General features: G+C 53.3%; 15 protein-coding genes. 12 read left to right on the top strand and 3 right to left on the bottom strand.

What is annotated here, in order from left to right; all coding sequences use genetic code 11:
- The first annotated feature begins 63 nt into the window (after nt 1-63).
- Both ACYVSB_RS04525 and ACYVSB_RS04520 read left to right on the top strand, forming a co-directional pair.
- Nucleotides 64-591 carry a sigma-70 family RNA polymerase sigma factor gene (locus ACYVSB_RS04525; RefSeq protein WP_461218593.1) on the top strand — a complete coding sequence of 176 codons (528 nt, stop codon included), beginning with the start codon at nt 64-66 and terminating at the stop codon, nt 589-591.
- Complete coding sequence (locus ACYVSB_RS04520; protein ID WP_461218592.1) at nt 584-1,591, top strand: DUF4179 domain-containing protein; 1,008 nt, start codon at nt 584-586, stop codon at nt 1,589-1,591. Before ACYVSB_RS04525 ends, ACYVSB_RS04520 begins: the two co-directional genes overlap by 8 nt.
- Before the next feature lie 155 nt (nt 1,592-1,746).
- Here the strand turns inward: ACYVSB_RS04520 and ACYVSB_RS04515 are convergent, their stop codons facing one another.
- Nucleotides 1,747-3,675, bottom strand: coding sequence for a TIGR03766 family XrtG-associated glycosyltransferase (locus tag ACYVSB_RS04515; protein WP_461218591.1), 1,929 nt, complete (start codon nt 3,673-3,675; stop codon nt 1,747-1,749).
- A gap of 406 nt (nt 3,676-4,081) precedes the next feature.
- Between ACYVSB_RS04515 and ACYVSB_RS04510 the strand changes: the two genes are divergently transcribed.
- The 6 genes from ACYVSB_RS04510 to pepI all read left to right on the top strand — a co-directional run bounded on the left by ACYVSB_RS04510 (nt 4,082) and on the right by pepI (nt 9,632).
- Complete coding sequence (locus ACYVSB_RS04510) at nt 4,082-4,450, top strand: 6-carboxytetrahydropterin synthase (RefSeq protein ID WP_461218590.1); 369 nt, start codon at nt 4,082-4,084, stop codon at nt 4,448-4,450.
- A 129-nt stretch (nt 4,451-4,579) separates the two neighbouring features.
- On the top strand, nt 4,580-5,857 hold the full coding sequence (locus ACYVSB_RS04505; RefSeq protein ID WP_461218589.1) for a Firmicu-CTERM sorting domain-containing protein: 1,278 nt from the start codon (nt 4,580-4,582) through the stop codon (nt 5,855-5,857).
- Entirely contained in the window at nt 5,854-6,456 is a 603-nt protein-coding gene (gene xrtG, locus ACYVSB_RS04500; RefSeq protein ID WP_461218588.1) for an exosortase family protein XrtG, read from the top strand. Before ACYVSB_RS04505 ends, xrtG begins: the two co-directional genes overlap by 4 nt.
- The gene (locus ACYVSB_RS04495; protein ID WP_461218742.1) at nt 6,456-7,811 is read left to right on the top strand and encodes a TIGR03111 family XrtG-associated glycosyltransferase; all 1,356 of its coding nucleotides are present in this window, start codon (nt 6,456-6,458) and stop codon (nt 7,809-7,811) included. The genes xrtG and ACYVSB_RS04495 overlap by 1 nt, the downstream gene beginning before the upstream one ends.
- Before the next feature lie 42 nt (nt 7,812-7,853).
- Complete coding sequence (locus ACYVSB_RS04490) at nt 7,854-8,714, top strand: AAA family ATPase (protein ID WP_461218587.1); 861 nt, start codon at nt 7,854-7,856, stop codon at nt 8,712-8,714.
- A gap of 39 nt (nt 8,715-8,753) precedes the next feature.
- Nucleotides 8,754-9,632 (top strand): proline iminopeptidase, encoded by an 879-nt coding sequence (pepI, locus tag ACYVSB_RS04485; RefSeq protein ID WP_461218586.1) that lies wholly within the window; start codon nt 8,754-8,756, stop codon nt 9,630-9,632.
- 71 nt (nt 9,633-9,703) lie between these two features.
- Here the strand turns inward: pepI and ACYVSB_RS04480 are convergent, their stop codons facing one another.
- Entirely contained in the window at nt 9,704-9,895 is a 192-nt protein-coding gene (locus ACYVSB_RS04480) for a hypothetical protein (RefSeq protein WP_461218585.1), read from the bottom strand.
- Between the two features lie 151 nt (nt 9,896-10,046).
- On the bottom strand, nt 10,047-10,301 hold the full coding sequence (locus tag ACYVSB_RS04475; protein ID WP_461218584.1) for a hypothetical protein: 255 nt from the start codon (nt 10,299-10,301) through the stop codon (nt 10,047-10,049).
- 347 nt (nt 10,302-10,648) lie between these two features.
- On the opposite strand from ACYVSB_RS04475, the gene ACYVSB_RS04470 reads away from it, so the two are divergent.
- The 4 genes from ACYVSB_RS04470 to ACYVSB_RS04455 all read left to right on the top strand — a co-directional run bounded on the left by ACYVSB_RS04470 (nt 10,649) and on the right by ACYVSB_RS04455 (nt 16,367).
- A complete protein-coding gene (locus tag ACYVSB_RS04470) occupies nt 10,649-10,864 on the top strand; it encodes a hypothetical protein (RefSeq protein ID WP_461218583.1) in 216 nt (71 codons plus the stop codon).
- Nucleotides 10,865-11,720: 856 nt separating this feature from the next.
- Nucleotides 11,721-13,562 (top strand): DNA helicase RecQ, encoded by a 1,842-nt coding sequence (gene recQ / locus ACYVSB_RS04465; RefSeq protein ID WP_461218582.1) that lies wholly within the window; start codon nt 11,721-11,723, stop codon nt 13,560-13,562.
- Nucleotides 13,563-13,629: 67 nt separating this feature from the next.
- Nucleotides 13,630-14,307, top strand: a complete 678-nt coding sequence (locus tag ACYVSB_RS04460; protein ID WP_461218581.1) for a TVP38/TMEM64 family protein — start codon at nt 13,630-13,632, stop codon at nt 14,305-14,307.
- A gap of 65 nt (nt 14,308-14,372) precedes the next feature.
- Nucleotides 14,373-16,367, top strand: coding sequence for a GTP-binding protein (locus ACYVSB_RS04455; protein WP_461218580.1), 1,995 nt, complete (start codon nt 14,373-14,375; stop codon nt 16,365-16,367).
- Nucleotides 16,368-16,419: the final 52 nt, after the last annotated feature.

Here is a 16,419-nt window from a genome sequence, read left to right as displayed (position 1 = left end):
AATTTTCTTTGAAACTTTTTCGGTCGGAAAGACCACTAATGGGTGAAAGGAGGCGTTGAGGAGATGGAGTTGACCTTGAAGGAGATCACGTGGGCCCAGCAGGCGGTGGCCGGTGATCGTGAGGCGCTGGGACAATTATTAAAAAGTCGTGGCGACTATCTTTATCGCACGGCTTACCTGTATGTGGGCAATCAGGCGGACGCGTTGGATGTGATCCAAGAAGCGACCACTCAAGCGGTCAAAACAGTAGCGCAATTGCGCGACCCCAATCATTTTTTCACGTGGTTCACACGGATCTTGATCAGGCAGGCCCAGGCGCTTTATCGCCGCCGGCAAAAAGAAATCGCCATGGCCACGCCGCCGGAACAAGTGGCGCCGCCGGGTGACGCGACGGCTCATCTTGATTTATTGGCGGCTTTGCAAGTTTTGGGGGCTGATTATCGGCAAGCGTTGCAATTATTCTATTATCAAGATATGTCGATCAGCGAGATCAGTCAATTGTTGGAGGTTCCTGAAGGCACCGTCAAAACGCGGTTGCGGCGAGGAAGGTCGGCTTTACAGGAGCAGTTAGGAGGAAACTATTATGGATGAACAGGAAACCCGGCAAGCAGTCCATGAGCAAATCGATCAACTGGAGGTGCCCCAAGACTTGGTCGCGGCGGCGATCCAGGCGGGCATTGAGCAAGCGGGCGATAAACAAGCCAAGCCGCGGCTGCGGCATTTTGGTCGCTGGATCTTAACCGCAGCCGCTGCTGTCTTGTTGGGCGTAGGCGGATTGGCCGCGGTCAATCCTAGCGTCAGTCAGGCGCTGAGCAATGTGGCGTGGTTGACGAATTTTTATGTTTTTCAAGGCGCTGCCAATCACTTCAGCACGCTGCACGTTGATGGCACGGCTAAGGCGCTGGATCAACGGGTCACCTCCAATGGGGTCACGGTCCAGCTGGTCGAGGCATATTACAATGGCCGCAAAGTCGGCGTCGCGGGGGAGGTGACCGGCCTGTTCGATCACGAAAAGGCTGATGAAACAATGGCGTTTGATCTGTCCGGAACTGAGCCGGCAAAATTACGTGGGGTGACTAGTGGTTTTCAAGCCACCAAGACCGGCTTCCGTTTTCGCACCGTTTATGAGGTCAAATCCGCGCAGCTGCCCGATCGCGTGGTCCTACCGCTCAACATTGACCACATCAATGGCATTGTGGGCCGTTGGAATTTCGAAATCACCTTGGATCAGAAGACGGGAACCCATGCTCTGGTTCAAAAGGCTTACGATCTAGATATTCCTGGCGGTGAGATCATCCCCATGAGCATGACGAGTTTCCATGAAGGCGCTGAATTGGTCTATCGCTCGACGACAACTGGGGACGCTGACGTTTTGGGCTTCAATTCAATCAAGAACGCGGCGGGGCAAGAATTGATCGATAGCTCGGATGGCTTCCGCGTGGGCCTGGGAGTGAACGATTTACCCCTGAAGGCGCCCTTGGTTCAAGGTCAGACCTATCAAGTTATCTGCGAGATCGATTCAAAGAACAGCGAAAAGCCGACACTGCTCACGCGAGAGGTCATACTGTGGCCGGCGAATACGTTGCAGTGATGACTGTGGCGTAGTTAAGCCCAGCAGTCAGTTGGGTGCAGCATGTTTAGATAGCGTGTGCAGCGCGTTTCAAAATAGGAGCCATCCAGAACGATAATCTGGATGGCTCCTATTTCAGCTTCGTTCATGCCAATAAATTTTGTCCCGGCACGAACTTATTCTTGTTGGTCTGGTGGCCGGCACAAGTGGTCAGCCCCACGTTGGTCGACTAAATTGAGATCCTGAAGTAAGTGGGCGTTGGAGCGCTCAAGCTTGGGCCCTGGCGCGGCGGCAGTTGGTGCAATGGGCGCTGCCTTTGCTGGGGGCGCGTCAACGTGGGTGGCATCACTGTGGGGTGTTTCAGGCGTTGCTGCTGCGGCAATCTCCGCTACCTTTCCGGCGGTCGTCGCTGGCGTACTTGCCAGGGGCAGGGAATGGTCCGCGCTGGCGGTCGCAGCTCCGTTGACGGCTGGGGTGTTCGCCGCAGCTGTTGGAGCTGTTGGAGCTACCGAAGCCACTGGGGCAGTTGAAGTCGTTTCGCTGACCGCTTCTGCCGGGGCACTGCGGTAGTGGCGTACGAAGGCTTTCAGGTGGCGCAAGGTCACGGGAGCGTCCAGCGTAGCCAGAATCAAGAAGCAAGGGAGGTACTGGATCAAGTAACGGCTGCGGCCCCCTTCAAAGAGGAGCAGGAAGATGAAACCGCCTAGCAGCGCCAGCCGGAGAATTTCGCGAAACCCCCGTTGTTTGCCCCAACTTAGGGCAATCAGGCCAAGCAGTAGTACCCACCAGACTTGGGCGAGGAAGCGGAAATCGGCGATGTGTTCACCGTAAAGGAAAATAAAGTTTTTCAATTTATTGGCGAAGCCTTTTTGGCTGGGCTTTTGATTCTCGCGGAAGAAGGTGCCTTCTTTGAGCCAACCAAAGGTGCCATCGGCGGTATTGTTGCGTTGCTTTTGGTAGAGGAAGCGGAGGTAACCCCAAGGCCCTAGCTGGCGCAAGCGTTTGAGCAATTTATCTTTTGAATAGGCGGTTTTCTGAGCCTTGGTAGGTAGCACGGCCATGGCTTCGGCTTGTCGGGGGGCGTAACCGCCTTGACCGTAGATGCCCATGGCGGCGAAATGGATCGCCGGGATGTTGCGCGAGTAGTCAATGGCGATGTAATCTTGGTTTTTGACAGCGTGGTTGGCGACCGTGTACACGCCTGCACCACTGGCACCAGCGGCCAAACCGAGACACAGGGTCAAGGTCACCCCGGCGCGGGTCCAATGGTGAGCTTGTTCCAGCCAGGTCAGGATAACGACAATGATCATGGCGATCAGGGGAATAATGGCGGAAGGCTTGATGAAATAAGTGATCGCGCCACTGACGCCGACTAGGGCCGCGCCGAGACTACGGTGACCCAGGGAGAAGTGGCGTTGACTGATCACGGCGGCGCCCAACAGACTCAAGGAAACAAACGGGATTGACCAGGCATCGGTATAAGGCATCAGGATGCTGGGGAAGACCGCTAACCAGCCAGCCTGAAGGTACAAGGCAGTGCCCAGTGACTGGCGCCGTAAAATCACCACGGTCCGCAGATTGAGCAAAGCCGATAGATCCACCAGCGCTAAGGTCAAGAAATCAAAAAATTGCCAGGAGGTTTGACCGGTGAGCACCACGATTTGGCGCATCAGCAGCATGATCGGCAAGTTGTTCTGGTTCAGGCTGTAATAAGCGACGATATTCGGCTCTTGAACGTGTTTAGCGCTGACGGCGGCGTAATTGAGCATTCCAGAATCGAAGCCGCTGACCGGATGCACGAAGCTGACGAAGACGATCTGCCCGATGACCACCAACGCGAAGATCAGGCTAGCGGTGCGGACTTGGTGCGTGATGAACGTCGCATCAGCCCAGCGCCGCACCCGTGGATAGGTCTGTAACGCCAACACGAATAAAACCACGCCTAAAATGAAAAAGGTGGTGACATAAGTGGTGCTCGTTCCGAAAGTGTGGTTATCGCCAATAATCAAATTGACAGAGGTCGCCGCGAAAAAGAACGTCAGCGCGAACAAAAGACGCCAAAGTACAGTAATAACGCGGTGACCGAATTGCGCCAGTGCGTGCACGCCTAAGCCCCCTCGATCTCGTTGACAACGAGATCCATTAATCGATGCGCTTGCTTGATAGTGCTGGTGATCATTCAAATTGTCAGCAAAGTACTTTCATTATACACCATCCCGTCAGCGGGCTTGTGGTCAAGCGTCACGAATTTGCCCTGATTGTGCCGGAATTCCTGCGCCGATACCAGCTCAAAGCATCGATCAAGATCAGGGCCTAAAACGAGCTGAAAACCGTTGCTTGATTGGATTGAACGAACGTTAGCGCTGTCATGGACAAACAATCTAAACAAAAGGGACTTTTTGTTTAATTACGTTGCTGTAATAGGCAACAGCTATTGTAAAAATAGTTTTTTTAAACTAGAATAAGCAGTAGATAATATGGTTAAACAGTAGAAGATAATTAGGTGAACACATGACAAAACGGTACTCATATAAAATCAAATCATATGTGAACGCCAGTCATGCTATCCGCTGGGCCACGGGTTCCGGACAAAAACACACCCACACCTGGGAAATTGTTTGTGAATTGCATACAACGGACAAGATGGTGGCGTTCTACGACATCGAGAAAATTCTGCATCAGGCCTTGGATCAATTATCGGGAAAGTTTCTCAACGATTTACCGGAATTCGCGACGGTCAATCCAACCGTGGAGAATGTGACTGAATTTCTCTTCGTCAAGCTTGAGCGCGTTTTGCGGGAGAATGGCGCTAAGTTGTTGCGCATCGAAGTGAGTGACTCGCCGACGCGTTCCTATTGTATTGATGTAACCGATCTGTGAGCGTTCTTTTGAGGCGCATCAGAATCGGCAACGCTGGGGTAGTTCGGCTTCGGCAGTTGGCAAGAGACTAAGTAGTCGTAATTAGGTTAAGGATAGCAGTTATTGCCGTTTTTCAAGGAGGCAGGCAAGATGAGACGCAAATTAAATTTAGTTTTCGCGGCCTTGGCGCTGGCTTTAGGCATTGCCTGGGCTAGTCATGGGAGCACGGCGCAAGCGGCCACGCCGATTTCAATCGATGGTGAGTTCTCTGATTGGAACGCGGTGCCGAAAACAACGACCAGTTCCAAGGCGGAAGTAGCGCTGGTGGTCAGCAATCAAACGCTATATTATTATATGGCGATGAATCCTAGTGGCATAGAGTCTGCGCTAAGTAACGGCTGGGCCTCTGGCGCGGATGTTTCGGCGGAAGCCCTGATGTTGCGCGCTGGTAATCAAACATTTCAGTTGCCTTTAGTCGCCGACATGGGAACCTATGCGCCACCAACAAAGGTGGGAACCAAGGAGAAAGTCTGGGTCAATGTGGATTGGGGCACTAGTCAATCCGCGGGAACTGAGGGCTATGTCGTGGCGGTCAAGAGCGACTCCGCGGCGGGCTATCAAGATGTTTTCGAAGGATCAGTTGATTTATCCGTGCTTGGTTTAAGTGATAACGTGACGAAATTCAAACTAAGCGGCGGCTCGTACAATTTGGGCCAATATGAAGTGACCGCGACCAAGGGTGATTTCACTGAGGCGAGCAGTTCTTCAAGTAGTTCCTCCAGCACGGACGCTGGCCATAGGTATGACGGTCATCCTGAGATTGTCATCGATGGCGCTTTCCATGACTGGGATGATGTCACCAAGACAACCGGAGCAGTGTATGGCGGTACTGGGGCGATGGCGATGCTCCAATTCGACGGAAATCTTTATATTTATATGCAAATGCCAAAAGCGCAGTTGAATCAATTAGCGTGGGCGAACCGAATCCAACCCTATGGCTATCGATTAACAATTGGGACTAAGAAGTACGACTTGACCCTTAGAGCCGCTGACGCCAGCACTTATCGCGACCTGACTCAACTGAATGAGACCGAAAAAGTCGTGATGGGTTTTTGGCCGACTGGCGCCTCCTATACTGAGGAACAAAAATTGCCTGCTGGGGCTACGGGCTATGCGACGGTTGTGCCCACGGCGTCAGGTGACGGCGCGAACCAGACTTTTGAGGTCAAAATCCCTCTGAAAGCTTTCGGAGTTAGTGAGGACAGTCAGGTGATCAGTTTATCTAATTCCAACCTGCCAGGCTTATCCACGACGATCACTGGCGCGGGCACGAATCCTGTTTTGTTAGCCAGTGTGGGCCTGGGGATCGCGCTATTTGGGTTGTGGCAATTCAAACGGCGGCAACGACGGCACGAGGTTGATCTGTGAATCCATTATTGATCGGTGGCATTTTAATTTTTCTCTATCTTTTATCATTAATGCGTAGAGCTCAATTGCCCGCTTTTTCTTTCATTCTGGGGAGCATTGGGCTCTTCTTTATTCTAATCGCGTATAGTGACCCTTATTGGATCTGGTTCTTTACCCATGCGGTGGTCAAGGCGGTGCAGGGGTTCGGAAACTTGACCGGCTTGTGCGGCGTGATGAGTCAATATGGCATCGTGCATATTCTGACCGAGCAGGGGTCCGTCTTGATGTCGGTGGATTATGAATGCTCGGGGATCATTGAAACCATGGCGTTTGTCGCCTTGTTGACGTTCTTCCCGGCGTATCGTCCGGCGGAGCGGCTTTTCTATGGGGCCATTGGGGTGCTGTGGATCTATCTGGCCAACGTGTTGCGCCTGTGTTTAGTGGTGGTGATCGTCCATTTCTTCGGGCCAAGCAGCTTCTATTTGGCGCACACGATTTTAGGACGCTTGCTTTTCTACGCGTTGGTGATTATCCTTTATTATAACGTCTTTACCTACTCACAAATGGCGCGGGGTCTGTACTATCGGATTCGGCCGGACAAGGAGGATGAGTCCAAGTGATCCAGTATTGGCTCCAACTCACTTTTTTTAAAATGGGTTTCTGGATCACGTGGGCGATCATTCCGGTCTTGGTTGAAATTCTCCCGGCGATCATTTCGTCGCTGCGGGTACTCTACCGCGGGCTGCATCCGCGGAACTTGACGGCGCCGGACAAATTACCGGTTATTTCGGTGCTGGTGCCGGTGTACAATTCTGAGGATACGTTGTTCGCCTGTTTGGATTCAATTGCCCAATCCACCTATCCCCAGGAGCTGATCCAGGTGATCGTGGCGGACAATCAAAGTACGGACAATAGTTTCGGCGTGTTCAACGAGGCGCAAAACCACTTCCAAACGTTGCGTTTGTTTTTGATCCACACGCCTAAGGGGAAAGCTTTGGCGCTGAATGTGGCGATGTACAACGCGATCGGCACGTATATCATCAATATTGATAGCGATGGGCGCTTGGAACGGCACGCGCTGATGAACATGGTCTTGCGCTTTGAAAACGATCCCCATATCGCCGCGATGACCGGCACCGTGCTCTCCGACAAAAAGCAGATCAAACAAACGCGGCGGCATTCGTTGCGGTTGTTACAACGAAATGAGTACTTTGAATACGCCCAGGCGTTTCTTTCCGGGCGGACGATCGAATCCGATCGCAATCAATTGTTTACCATGTCCGGGGCGTTTTCCGCGTTTCGCCGCAATGTGTTGTTTGATACTTTTATGTATGACACAGAAACCGTTGGTGAGGACACCGATATGACTTTCCAGATTCGGCAGCGGTTGGGTGACCACGTGGTTCTTTGTGAGAACGCGATTTTCTACGTGGGGCCGATCAGTGGCTTGGGTCAGCTGTATACCCAGCGTCAGCGTTGGCAACGGGGCGAACTGGAATCGGCGCACAAATATACCGATGACCGAGTGGGGCTGAATAAGTTTTTCGGGAATTTCATGGTGCGCCGGTTAATGATCGACCACACCTTCATGTTTCCGAAAATGATTTGGTTTTTCGCCAGCATTGCCTTGTTATTTTTCCGGTTCTCGCCGGTGGTCTTGATCGCGTCCTATTTGCTGATTTATTTCCTGTACGTGATTGTTTCGTTCTTTAATTTCATTTCGGTGCGGGCGATGCTCAAGGCGTTTCCGGAGGAACTGGCTTTCTATGACCGGCAATGGGTCTTGATGTTGACCTTGCCGTTGTATAACCTGTTTTGTTTCTGGTTTCGCCTGATTGGCACGATCAATATGATGGTGCGGCCGGCCGATTGGGATAGCCGCAACGCTAAAGCGGAGACTCGGGGCGTTTGGCGGCAAGTCAAGGCTGATTGGAAGCGGGCCTGGGCCTATGTCAAAGCCAAAATCAGTGATTAGTGACCGCCATTAGGTCCAGTCCACAACAAAGGAGGCGCGGGCATGATCTATTTAGAGGGATTCAATGTAGCCACCGAGGATCAGGAGTGGCATTTCTTTACGGATCAGTTGAAAAGTCGCGCGTACAGCGATTTCTATCCGTTTCAGGTTTTTCCGCAAAAGCAACTGCCGCGGCTGACCTTTGAGCCGATCACGATTTTCTACGGCGATAACGGTTCGGGCAAGTCCACGTTGCTCAACGTGATCGCCGAGAAATTGCAATTGCAGCGCGGCGCGTTATACAATCGCTCCAGCTTCTTCGAGGCGTATTTAGCGCTCTGTACGGCAACGCATCACTTGCCGCTGCCGCCGGATTCGGCGATCATGACCAGTGATGAGATTTTCAATTATATGTTGGATCTGCGGGCGCTGAATCAGGGGATTGATTTGCAGCGGGAGGAAGTTTTCAAGGATTATTTGGATCATAAGTTCGGCGATTTTCATTACCGAAATTTGGCGGATTACGATGAATTGAAGAAGACCTTGGAAACGCGGCGGAAAACCCAGTCCCGCTATGCCCGCGAGCACACCCATGAGCAGGTACGGGAGCGTTCCAATGGGGAAAGCGCGATGGCTTTCTTCAGCGAACGGATCCAAGATGATCGGCTGTATTTGTTGGATGAACCGGAAAATTCGCTATCGCCTTCGCGCCAATTGGAACTGGTGCGGCTGCTGGGTGACAGCGCGCGGTTCTTTGGCTGCCAGTTCATTATCGCCACTCATTCACCCTTCGTCCTGGCCTTACCCGGCGCCAAAATCTACGACCTGGATACCACCCCGGTTAGCGTGAAGGCTTGGTATGATTTACCAGAAGTTAAAGTTTACGCCGACTTTTTCGCGGCGCAACGGCAACATTTCGCTTAACCTGGTTAACCCAGAAATCAATTAAAGGAAGCTTTTGTAATGAAAATCGTTGAAGGTTACATGCCGTTTCGCGGCTATCAAACATATTATCGGATTGTTGGCGAGGCCGATCCGACCAAGGCGCCGCTGTTGTTATTGCACGGCGGTCCCGGCTCGTCTCACAATTACTTCGAATTACTGGACGACTACGCCGCGACTGGGCGGCAGTTGATCATGTACGACCAAGTGGGTTGCGGCAAATCGACCTTGCCTGAAGACCCGGCCGTTTACGTGAAGGAAACCTGGGTGGCGGAATTGATTGCTTTGCGCGAGTACCTTCATTTGGAAAAAGTCCATTTGTTGGGCCAATCTTGGGGCGGCATGTTGGCGATGTATTACTTGACCGCCTTCGATCCCCAAGGCGTGCAAAGTTTGATGATCGATGGCTCGCCTGCTTCCGTCAAATTATGGACCCAAGAGCAACACCGCCTGATTTCTTATTTGAGTTACGAAGATCGCGCCGCCATTGCCCAAGCTGAACGCACCGGCGACTTTACCGGCGCCCAATACTTAGCCGCCAATGAACGCTACATGGCGCGCTATTGTTGGGACGCACCAGATGAAAATTCGCCCGAGCCACTCCGCCGCCCAACCAATGGCCAGCGCGCCAGCCGCATCGCTGAAGGCCCCAATGAATTTACAGAAAATGGGACGATCAGCGATTTCGAGATCACGGATCAGCTCAATAAAATCCATGTTCCTGCCTTGGTGACCAGTGGCACGGATGACCTGTGTACCCCATTGATCGCGAAATCAGTCGCTGACCATATTCCCGGCGCGCGGTGGCATTTGTTTGCCAACAGTCGGCATTTAGCGTTGCTGGATCAGCACGACGAATTTATTTCGGTGTTGGACAACTGGCTGAACGCGCACGACTGATTCTGTTTGCCTGCCAAAAGTGTTGATGCCGTTTTTTGGTGTCGACGCTTTTTTCTTGTGGCTTTGCGTATTTACAGGTAGCGGCGCTGGATTGCAGGTTGTGGTGGGTTTTGGTGGTGACGCAACCGCCTCAGGACGTTTGTCGTGGCTGGAACGCGGTGGGCATCGTTTGAAGCCAATCCGCAAGCCCAGCGGCTTGTCTTCAAATCGAGCCTTATTCTAAGCGATAAATCGCTAAGAATAATCTCACCGCTGAGCCACACGTCCTGAGGCGGTTGCTAGGCAGAATTGAGCTTATCTGCAATCGAAGTGGGGTATCTGACGAAGTGCTTTTGCGAGCGAGAGGTCAAAACGAGCGCCAACTTTTTTGGTGGTACTGCAACATCAACAGATTCAGATTCGTAGGTTGTTACATTACAGATGGCGGCGCTGGATTGCAGGTTGTGGTGGGTTTGGATGGGGACGCAACCGCCTCAGGACGTTTGTCGTGGCTGGAACGCGGTGGGCATCGTTTGAAGCCAATCCGCAAGCCCAGCGGCTTGTCTTCAAATCGAGCCTTATTCTAAGCGATAAATCGCTAAGAATAATCTCACCGCTGAAACGTGTTCGCCGACCTAGCTTCTTCCGCTTAGCTACGCAAGGCTTCTGGAAGCAAAGTTCAGCTTCCAAAATCCTTGCTAGGCTAATGCTCAGAAGCTACCCAGGTCGGCTCTCACTCTGAATAGAGCCACACGTCCTGAGGCGGTTGCTAGGCAGAATTAAACCTATCTGCAATCGAAGTTGGGCATCTAACGAAGTGCTTTTGCGAGCGAGAGGTCAAAACAATCGCCATTTTTTGGTGGTACTGCAACATCAACGAATTTGGGGACGTAAGTGGGTACATTTCGGATAGTGCCGACAGCTTTATCTCACTTGCTTAAACCAATTCTGGTTGGAAACCGGCTAATTCAGTTAGTTCACTGAGAACTAGCGTTGTTTATCAGAAAGACTGCACTGGTGTCACCAATGCAAAAATGATGACTACTAACCATGGTCGTCAATGGCGTGGCTCCCCATCAATTGACGATAGCTTGCCAAATGGCGTGAGCGCTCAAACGACTGTTAAAACGTTGAGCGGCTGGAGCGGAGAAATTCGGGGTGAGATCGCCGTGAAATTGGTCTTAGTGGCTATGCCACTTAGACCAAGGCTCAGCTTTGAGATTTTCGGTGCCCTTCCGAAAAGCTCAAAGTGACGCCCACAGCGAGCTCACCCCGAATTTCGCAGCGCAAGCCGCGGACAAGCTGGCTTCTTGCGCATAGCTACGCAACTATTCCGGAGGTATAAATTTGCCACCAAAATAGTTGCTAGGCTGAACATCTCTACTTGTTTTCTGAACAATCCACGGGTGAAAATCGACTGATTTAGTTGATGCACCGAAATCCTGGTCTGTTCATCAGACAGACTGCTCTGGTGTCACCAAATCAAAGCTTGCAATCACTAACCACGGTCGTTGATTCCGTGGCTCCCCATCAATTGGCGATAGCTTGCAAAATGGCGTGAGTGCTCAAACGGCTGTTAAAACGTTGAGCGGCTGGAGCGGAGCGTGGCGTTGAAACGTGTTCGCCGACCCAGCTCCTTCCGCTTAGCTACGCAATTGTTCCGGAAGCAAAGTGCGGCTTCCATAACAATTGCTAGGCTAATGCTCAGGAGCTACCCGGGTCGGCTCGCACTCTGGTGTTGGTGGGCTGTTTGCTCGTTGGCGGAAGGTCGGGCTGGGGGTGAGTCAGCTGCGATATTATTCTTGGCGGCTTTGCCGCCTAGAATAAGGCCGAGTTTTGAGATTTTCGGCGGGTTTCCGAAAAGCTCAAAATCGTGCCCGCCGCGTTCCACCACCCCCAGCCCGACCTGGAGCCCCACTACACTTGCCTACCACCAACGCCACGCGCAGCGCAAGCTGCGGCCAATCTACTTTTGCCAGCAATCGAAACAATCCCAACCAGTCGGAAACTTATTGGAGTTTACTGAGAAATCGCCAGCAAACTCTGCTAAAATTAAAATGATGACGTACAGAAAAAGTGACGTCGTGAGTAAAGGAGTTTGCGTAATCAATGGTGAATTTAGCGGCACAAAAAATATTAGAGGAAAAATTCGGGTATGATCAGTTTCGCCCCGGCCAGGCCAAGGCGATCGACAAAGTCCTGGCTGGCGAAAACGTCTTAGCGCTGATGCCCACTGGTGGCGGCAAGTCCCTGTGCTACCAGATCCCCGCTTTACTTTTGCCGGGAATTACATTGGTGGTGTCGCCGTTGATTTCATTGATGAAAGATCAAGTTGACGCGCTCCGTGAAAATGATATCGCCGCGACTTTCATCAATAGTAGCTTGAGCTTTTCCGAGATTCAAGAGCGGATGCAGTTGGCCGCCAGTGGCGCGATCAAGGTGCTTTACTTAGCTCCGGAACGATTGGACAGTGATGGGTTCCGCCATCAATTGGCGCGGCTGCAGATCAGTTTGATCGCGGTGGATGAGGCCCACTGTATTTCTCAATGGGGGCATGATTTCCGGCCGAGTTATTTAAGCTTGGCGCCAGCCTTGGCGGAGTTGCCGAGTCAACCGCCAGTGATTGCGCTAACGGCCACGGCGACGGAACAAGTCGCGGCGGATATTTGCCAGCGCTTGCGGATTCCAGCGGCCAACGAGGTCAAGACCGGGTTTGCCCGGGATAATTTGGCCTTTCAAGTGGTGCGGGATCAAGATCAGGATCGGTTCTTGCTGGATTATTTGAAATTGAATCCGGATCAGGCCGGGATCATTTACGCCAGTACCCGCAAGGAAACGGAGCGGTTGACGCAATTATTGCAGCGCCACAAGATCTCGGCGGCGTGTTACCATGGTGGCTTGAGCGACCAGGCCCGGCGGCAGGCTCAGGAAGATTTCTTGTACGATCGGGTCAATGTGATGGTGGCGACCAACGCGTTTGGCATGGGCATCGACAAAAGTAACGTGCGTTTCGTGATCCACGCTCAGATTCCCGGGAGTCTGGAGGCTTACTATCAGGAAGCGGGTCGGGCGGGCCGTGACGGTCTGCCTAGTGACGCGATTTTGCTCTTCAAATCTCAGGATATTCAGGTGCAGCACTTCTTCATTGATTCGTCCGAACTGGATGAGCATTTCAAACAGACTGAATATGTGAAGCTCCAGGAAATGACCCAATACGCCAATACACCGTTATGCTTGCAGCGCTACATCCTGCGCTATTTCGGTGAGATAACCGATCAAGACTGTGGGCGTTGCAGCAATTGCTTGGATCAGCGGGAATTGCAGGACATCACGGTGGACGCGCAAAAAGTGCTTTCCTGTGTGAAACGGATGCATGAGCGTTTCGGGAAATCTGTGGTCGCCCAAGTGCTGACCGGCGCGAACACGCAACGGATTCGGGAACAACATTGGCAAGAGTTGTCCACTTATGGACTTCTCAGCCATCAAAAGCAAAAAGAAGTGACCGGGCTGATCGATTTTCTGACGGCGGCCGGTTATTTGCAGGCGACGACGGGGCAATATCCGGTTTTGCAAGTCAGTCCCAGCGGCATTGCGGTGTTGCGGGGGCAAGCGAAGGTTCAGCGCAAGCAAGCGGCCCAGGCCCAGCGTTCGCTGCCAGTCAACGATGCGCTCTTCCAGAAACTGCGAACGTTACGGTTGGAATTGGCCACCGAACAAGGGGTGCCGCCTTTCGTCATCTTCTCCGACAAAACTCTGCGCGACATGGTGCGGCTGCAACCGCAGACCGACGTTGATTTCTTGGCGGTCAAAGGTGTGGGTCAAAGCAAATTGGACAAATACGGACAGTTGTTCATGGCGGCGATCGGCGCTGAAGCTGGCGCGCCAGTTGATGAGGCGGCAGCCGCGCCTACCGACACCACAACGGACCCAGCGAAATCGGTGGAAATTTAGCGGCTGGATCGAAGTCGATCTGGCGGTCAGACAGTGACGGCTGGCTCAGGTAAAGGGGGCGTTCGTAATGGCGTTACGGCGAAAAAGATTGTTTTTGATTGGCGGGGTCGTGGCGCTCGCGTTGGTCCTACTGCTGTTGGGCTGGCGTTATCAGGCCGAGCTGACACGCTTCCTCGCGGAGATCAAATCATATCGGCGTTATATCATACGAATCCGCCATTTGGGGCCGTACGCGTTCTTGGGGTTCGGGGTGGTCGTGGCGCTGATGACCTTGATTCCTGGCGCGCCAGCTTCCGCCGTTGCCTTGATTGCCGGCGGCTTCTTGGGCCATTGGTTGGGATTTGCGGTCAATAGTGTGGGGCTGATCGTTGGCAATTTGGCGCAGGCCCAGCTGTTTACCGTGATCGATCGTCGTCATGGCGCTCGGGTCAATTCGCGAGTCTATCAATTCCTGATCAAGATGCGGCGGCCGGCGTTGGGCATGGTGATTGGCTACGCGGTACCCATGATCCCAACGGCCTTTGTCAATGCGGCGGCCAGCGCGACCCATGTCCCCCAGCGAACACGGGTGGGCGCCTGTGTGTTAGGGTCAACCATCGTGGCGTTCATTTACGCGTTCGCCGGCGATCTGTTGGTAGTGGCCAGCGCTTGGCCAGGCATTCTGGCCCTGTTGACGCTGGCAATCGTGGTGGCCGTCTTCGAATACGAAGTTCACCTACGTCGCAAAAAAATTTCGCAGAAATAGCCAGGGCATCGCTGCCGGTGTTCACGGATATCAATTATTTTGGCTCAGTAAAGAAGGATTGGAATATGACACAAATCGTTGCCGGGATCGTGGCCCACGTGGACGCGGGCAAAACTACCTTATCAGAAGCGTTGTTGTACCAAGCGGGGGCGTTGCGCCAGTTGGGTCGCGTCGACAAGGGCGATGCTTTTTTGGACTCGGACGCCTTAGAGAAACAACGGGGGATCACAATTTTTTCCCATCAGGCGCTGTTGCAGTATCAAGACTTGGCCTTGACCTTGGTCGACACGCCGGGACACGTGGATTTCGCCACCCAAACGGAGCAAGTCCTCAGTATTCTGGATTACGCGATCTTGGTGGTTTCCGCCACGGAAGGCATTCAAGGCCATACGCGAACGTTGTGGCGGTTGTTGGCCCGTTACCAAGTTCCCACTTTCATCTTCGTGAACAAAAGTGATCTGACCGGCGCCGATCCAGCCGGGGTTTTGCAGCAGCTACAAACGGAATTGGCGGAGGGTTGTTTGGACTTTCGTTTGACGGCGCAGGGTGAATTATCCTCCAGCACGCAAGAGGCGCTGGCGTTAGCGAACGAGACCCTGTTGGATGACTTTCTGGCGACGGGGCGCGTGCCTGACGCCGCGGTGCGTGGGTTGATCAAGCAGCGGCAAGTGATCCCCTGCTATTTTGGCGCGGCCTTGAAAATGACCGGGGTTGCCGGCTTGTTGGCGGGTTTGGCGCGCTGGACCGACACGAAATATGCCGCCGCCAAAACGGCAGACACTGCGGCCACACCGGCGGATTTTGGCGCGCGCGTCTTCAAGATCTCCCACGATGACAACGGCGAACGCTTAACCTGGGTGCGGGTGCTTAGCGGCAGTTTGCCTGCGAAAACGGTGCTCCTTGGAACCGAAAAGGCCAACCAATTACGCCGTTATAACGGGGCGAAATACACGGTCGTAGCGGCGTTACAAACTGGTGAAGTTGGCGCGATCGCTGGCTTGACCACGACTTTTCCTGGACAGGGACTGGGCGGCGTGACCACCCAGATCAGGCCAGCGTTACGCCCGGTTTTGACTTATGCGGTCCAGCCGCAAGCGGCGGATCCCCACGCTTGCTTGGTGGCGTTGCGGCAGTTGGAGGATGAAGATCCCCAGCTCCATGTGACCTGGTCGCCGCAACTGCAAGAGATCCGCGTGCGGTTGATGGGCGCGGTCCAGCTGGAAGTGCTGCAACAGTTATTGGCCGAACGTTATCAATTGGCGGTCAGCTTTGACGCGGGTCAGATTTTGTACCAAGAAACGATCACGGCTGCGGTGGAAGGGGTCGGCCATTTCGAGCCGTTACGCCATTACGCCGAGGTGCACTTATTGTTGCAACCTGGCGCGCGGGGTAGTGGGTTGACCTTTAAGAGTACTTGCCCTTTGGATGTTTTGGGCCGCAATTGGCAACATCAAGTGGCGACGAATTTGTTTGCCAAGGAACAATTAGGCGTGTTGTCAGGCGCGCCCTTGACTGATGTGCAGATCACCTTGGTAGCAGGTCGGGCCAGCAATGTTCATTCCGTGGGCGGCGATTTCCGTGAAGCGACTTGGCGGGCCTTGCGTCAGGGGCTGATGATGCTCAAGCAACAGGGCGCCTGCCAAATTTTGGAGCCATGGTATCAGTTTCGCTTGGAATTGGCGGGGGCGCAGATCGGGCGCGCGTTGAACGATCTGCAACAAATGCACGCCGAAGTTGACCCGTTAACGACCGCTAAGATAACGGCTGCCGACGCCCGAACGATCCTGACTGGAGCCGCGCCGGTGGCCACGATGCAAAATTACGCGCAAGCCGTCAATGCATACACCCACGGTCAGGGGCAGTTGAGTTGCACCTTGGCCGGTTATCGACCTTGTCATGATTCCGCCGCGGTGCTGGCGGCCCAGTCCTATGAGCCAGTCGCTGATTTGGATAACACGCCGGATTCGGTTTTTTGTGCCCATGGCGCGGGTTACCCGGTGGCCTGGGATCAAGTGCCCGCCGCTGCGCATTTGGCCTATCAGACGGATTTGTTGCAATAAAACGGCGGTGCCAAGCGCGGTTTACCAGTGAGAATTTTTTGCGGGACGGTCG

Source organism: Lapidilactobacillus salsurivasis (genome assembly GCF_054785215.1).
This window is presented reverse-complemented; position numbering and strand designations above follow the sequence as displayed.

Excerpts from the sequence above, each read along its gene's own strand:
- ACYVSB_RS04525 (WP_461218593.1), top strand. The coding sequence starts at position 64 with ATGGAGTTGACCTTGAAGGAGATCACGTGGGCCCAGCAGGCGGTGGCC.
- ACYVSB_RS04520 (WP_461218592.1), top strand. The coding sequence starts at position 584 with ATGGATGAACAGGAAACCCGGCAAGCAGTCCATGAGCAAATCGATCAA.
- ACYVSB_RS04510 (WP_461218590.1), top strand. The coding sequence starts at position 4,082 with ATGACAAAACGGTACTCATATAAAATCAAATCATATGTGAACGCCAGT.
- ACYVSB_RS04505 (WP_461218589.1), top strand. The coding sequence starts at position 4,580 with ATGAGACGCAAATTAAATTTAGTTTTCGCGGCCTTGGCGCTGGCTTTA.
- ACYVSB_RS04490 (WP_461218587.1), top strand. The coding sequence starts at position 7,854 with ATGATCTATTTAGAGGGATTCAATGTAGCCACCGAGGATCAGGAGTGG.
- pepI (WP_461218586.1), top strand. The coding sequence starts at position 8,754 with ATGAAAATCGTTGAAGGTTACATGCCGTTTCGCGGCTATCAAACATAT.
- ACYVSB_RS04470 (WP_461218583.1), top strand. The coding sequence starts at position 10,649 with ATGACTACTAACCATGGTCGTCAATGGCGTGGCTCCCCATCAATTGAC.
- recQ (WP_461218582.1), top strand. The coding sequence starts at position 11,721 with ATGGTGAATTTAGCGGCACAAAAAATATTAGAGGAAAAATTCGGGTAT.
- ACYVSB_RS04460 (WP_461218581.1), top strand. The coding sequence starts at position 13,630 with ATGGCGTTACGGCGAAAAAGATTGTTTTTGATTGGCGGGGTCGTGGCG.
- ACYVSB_RS04455 (WP_461218580.1), top strand. The coding sequence starts at position 14,373 with ATGACACAAATCGTTGCCGGGATCGTGGCCCACGTGGACGCGGGCAAA.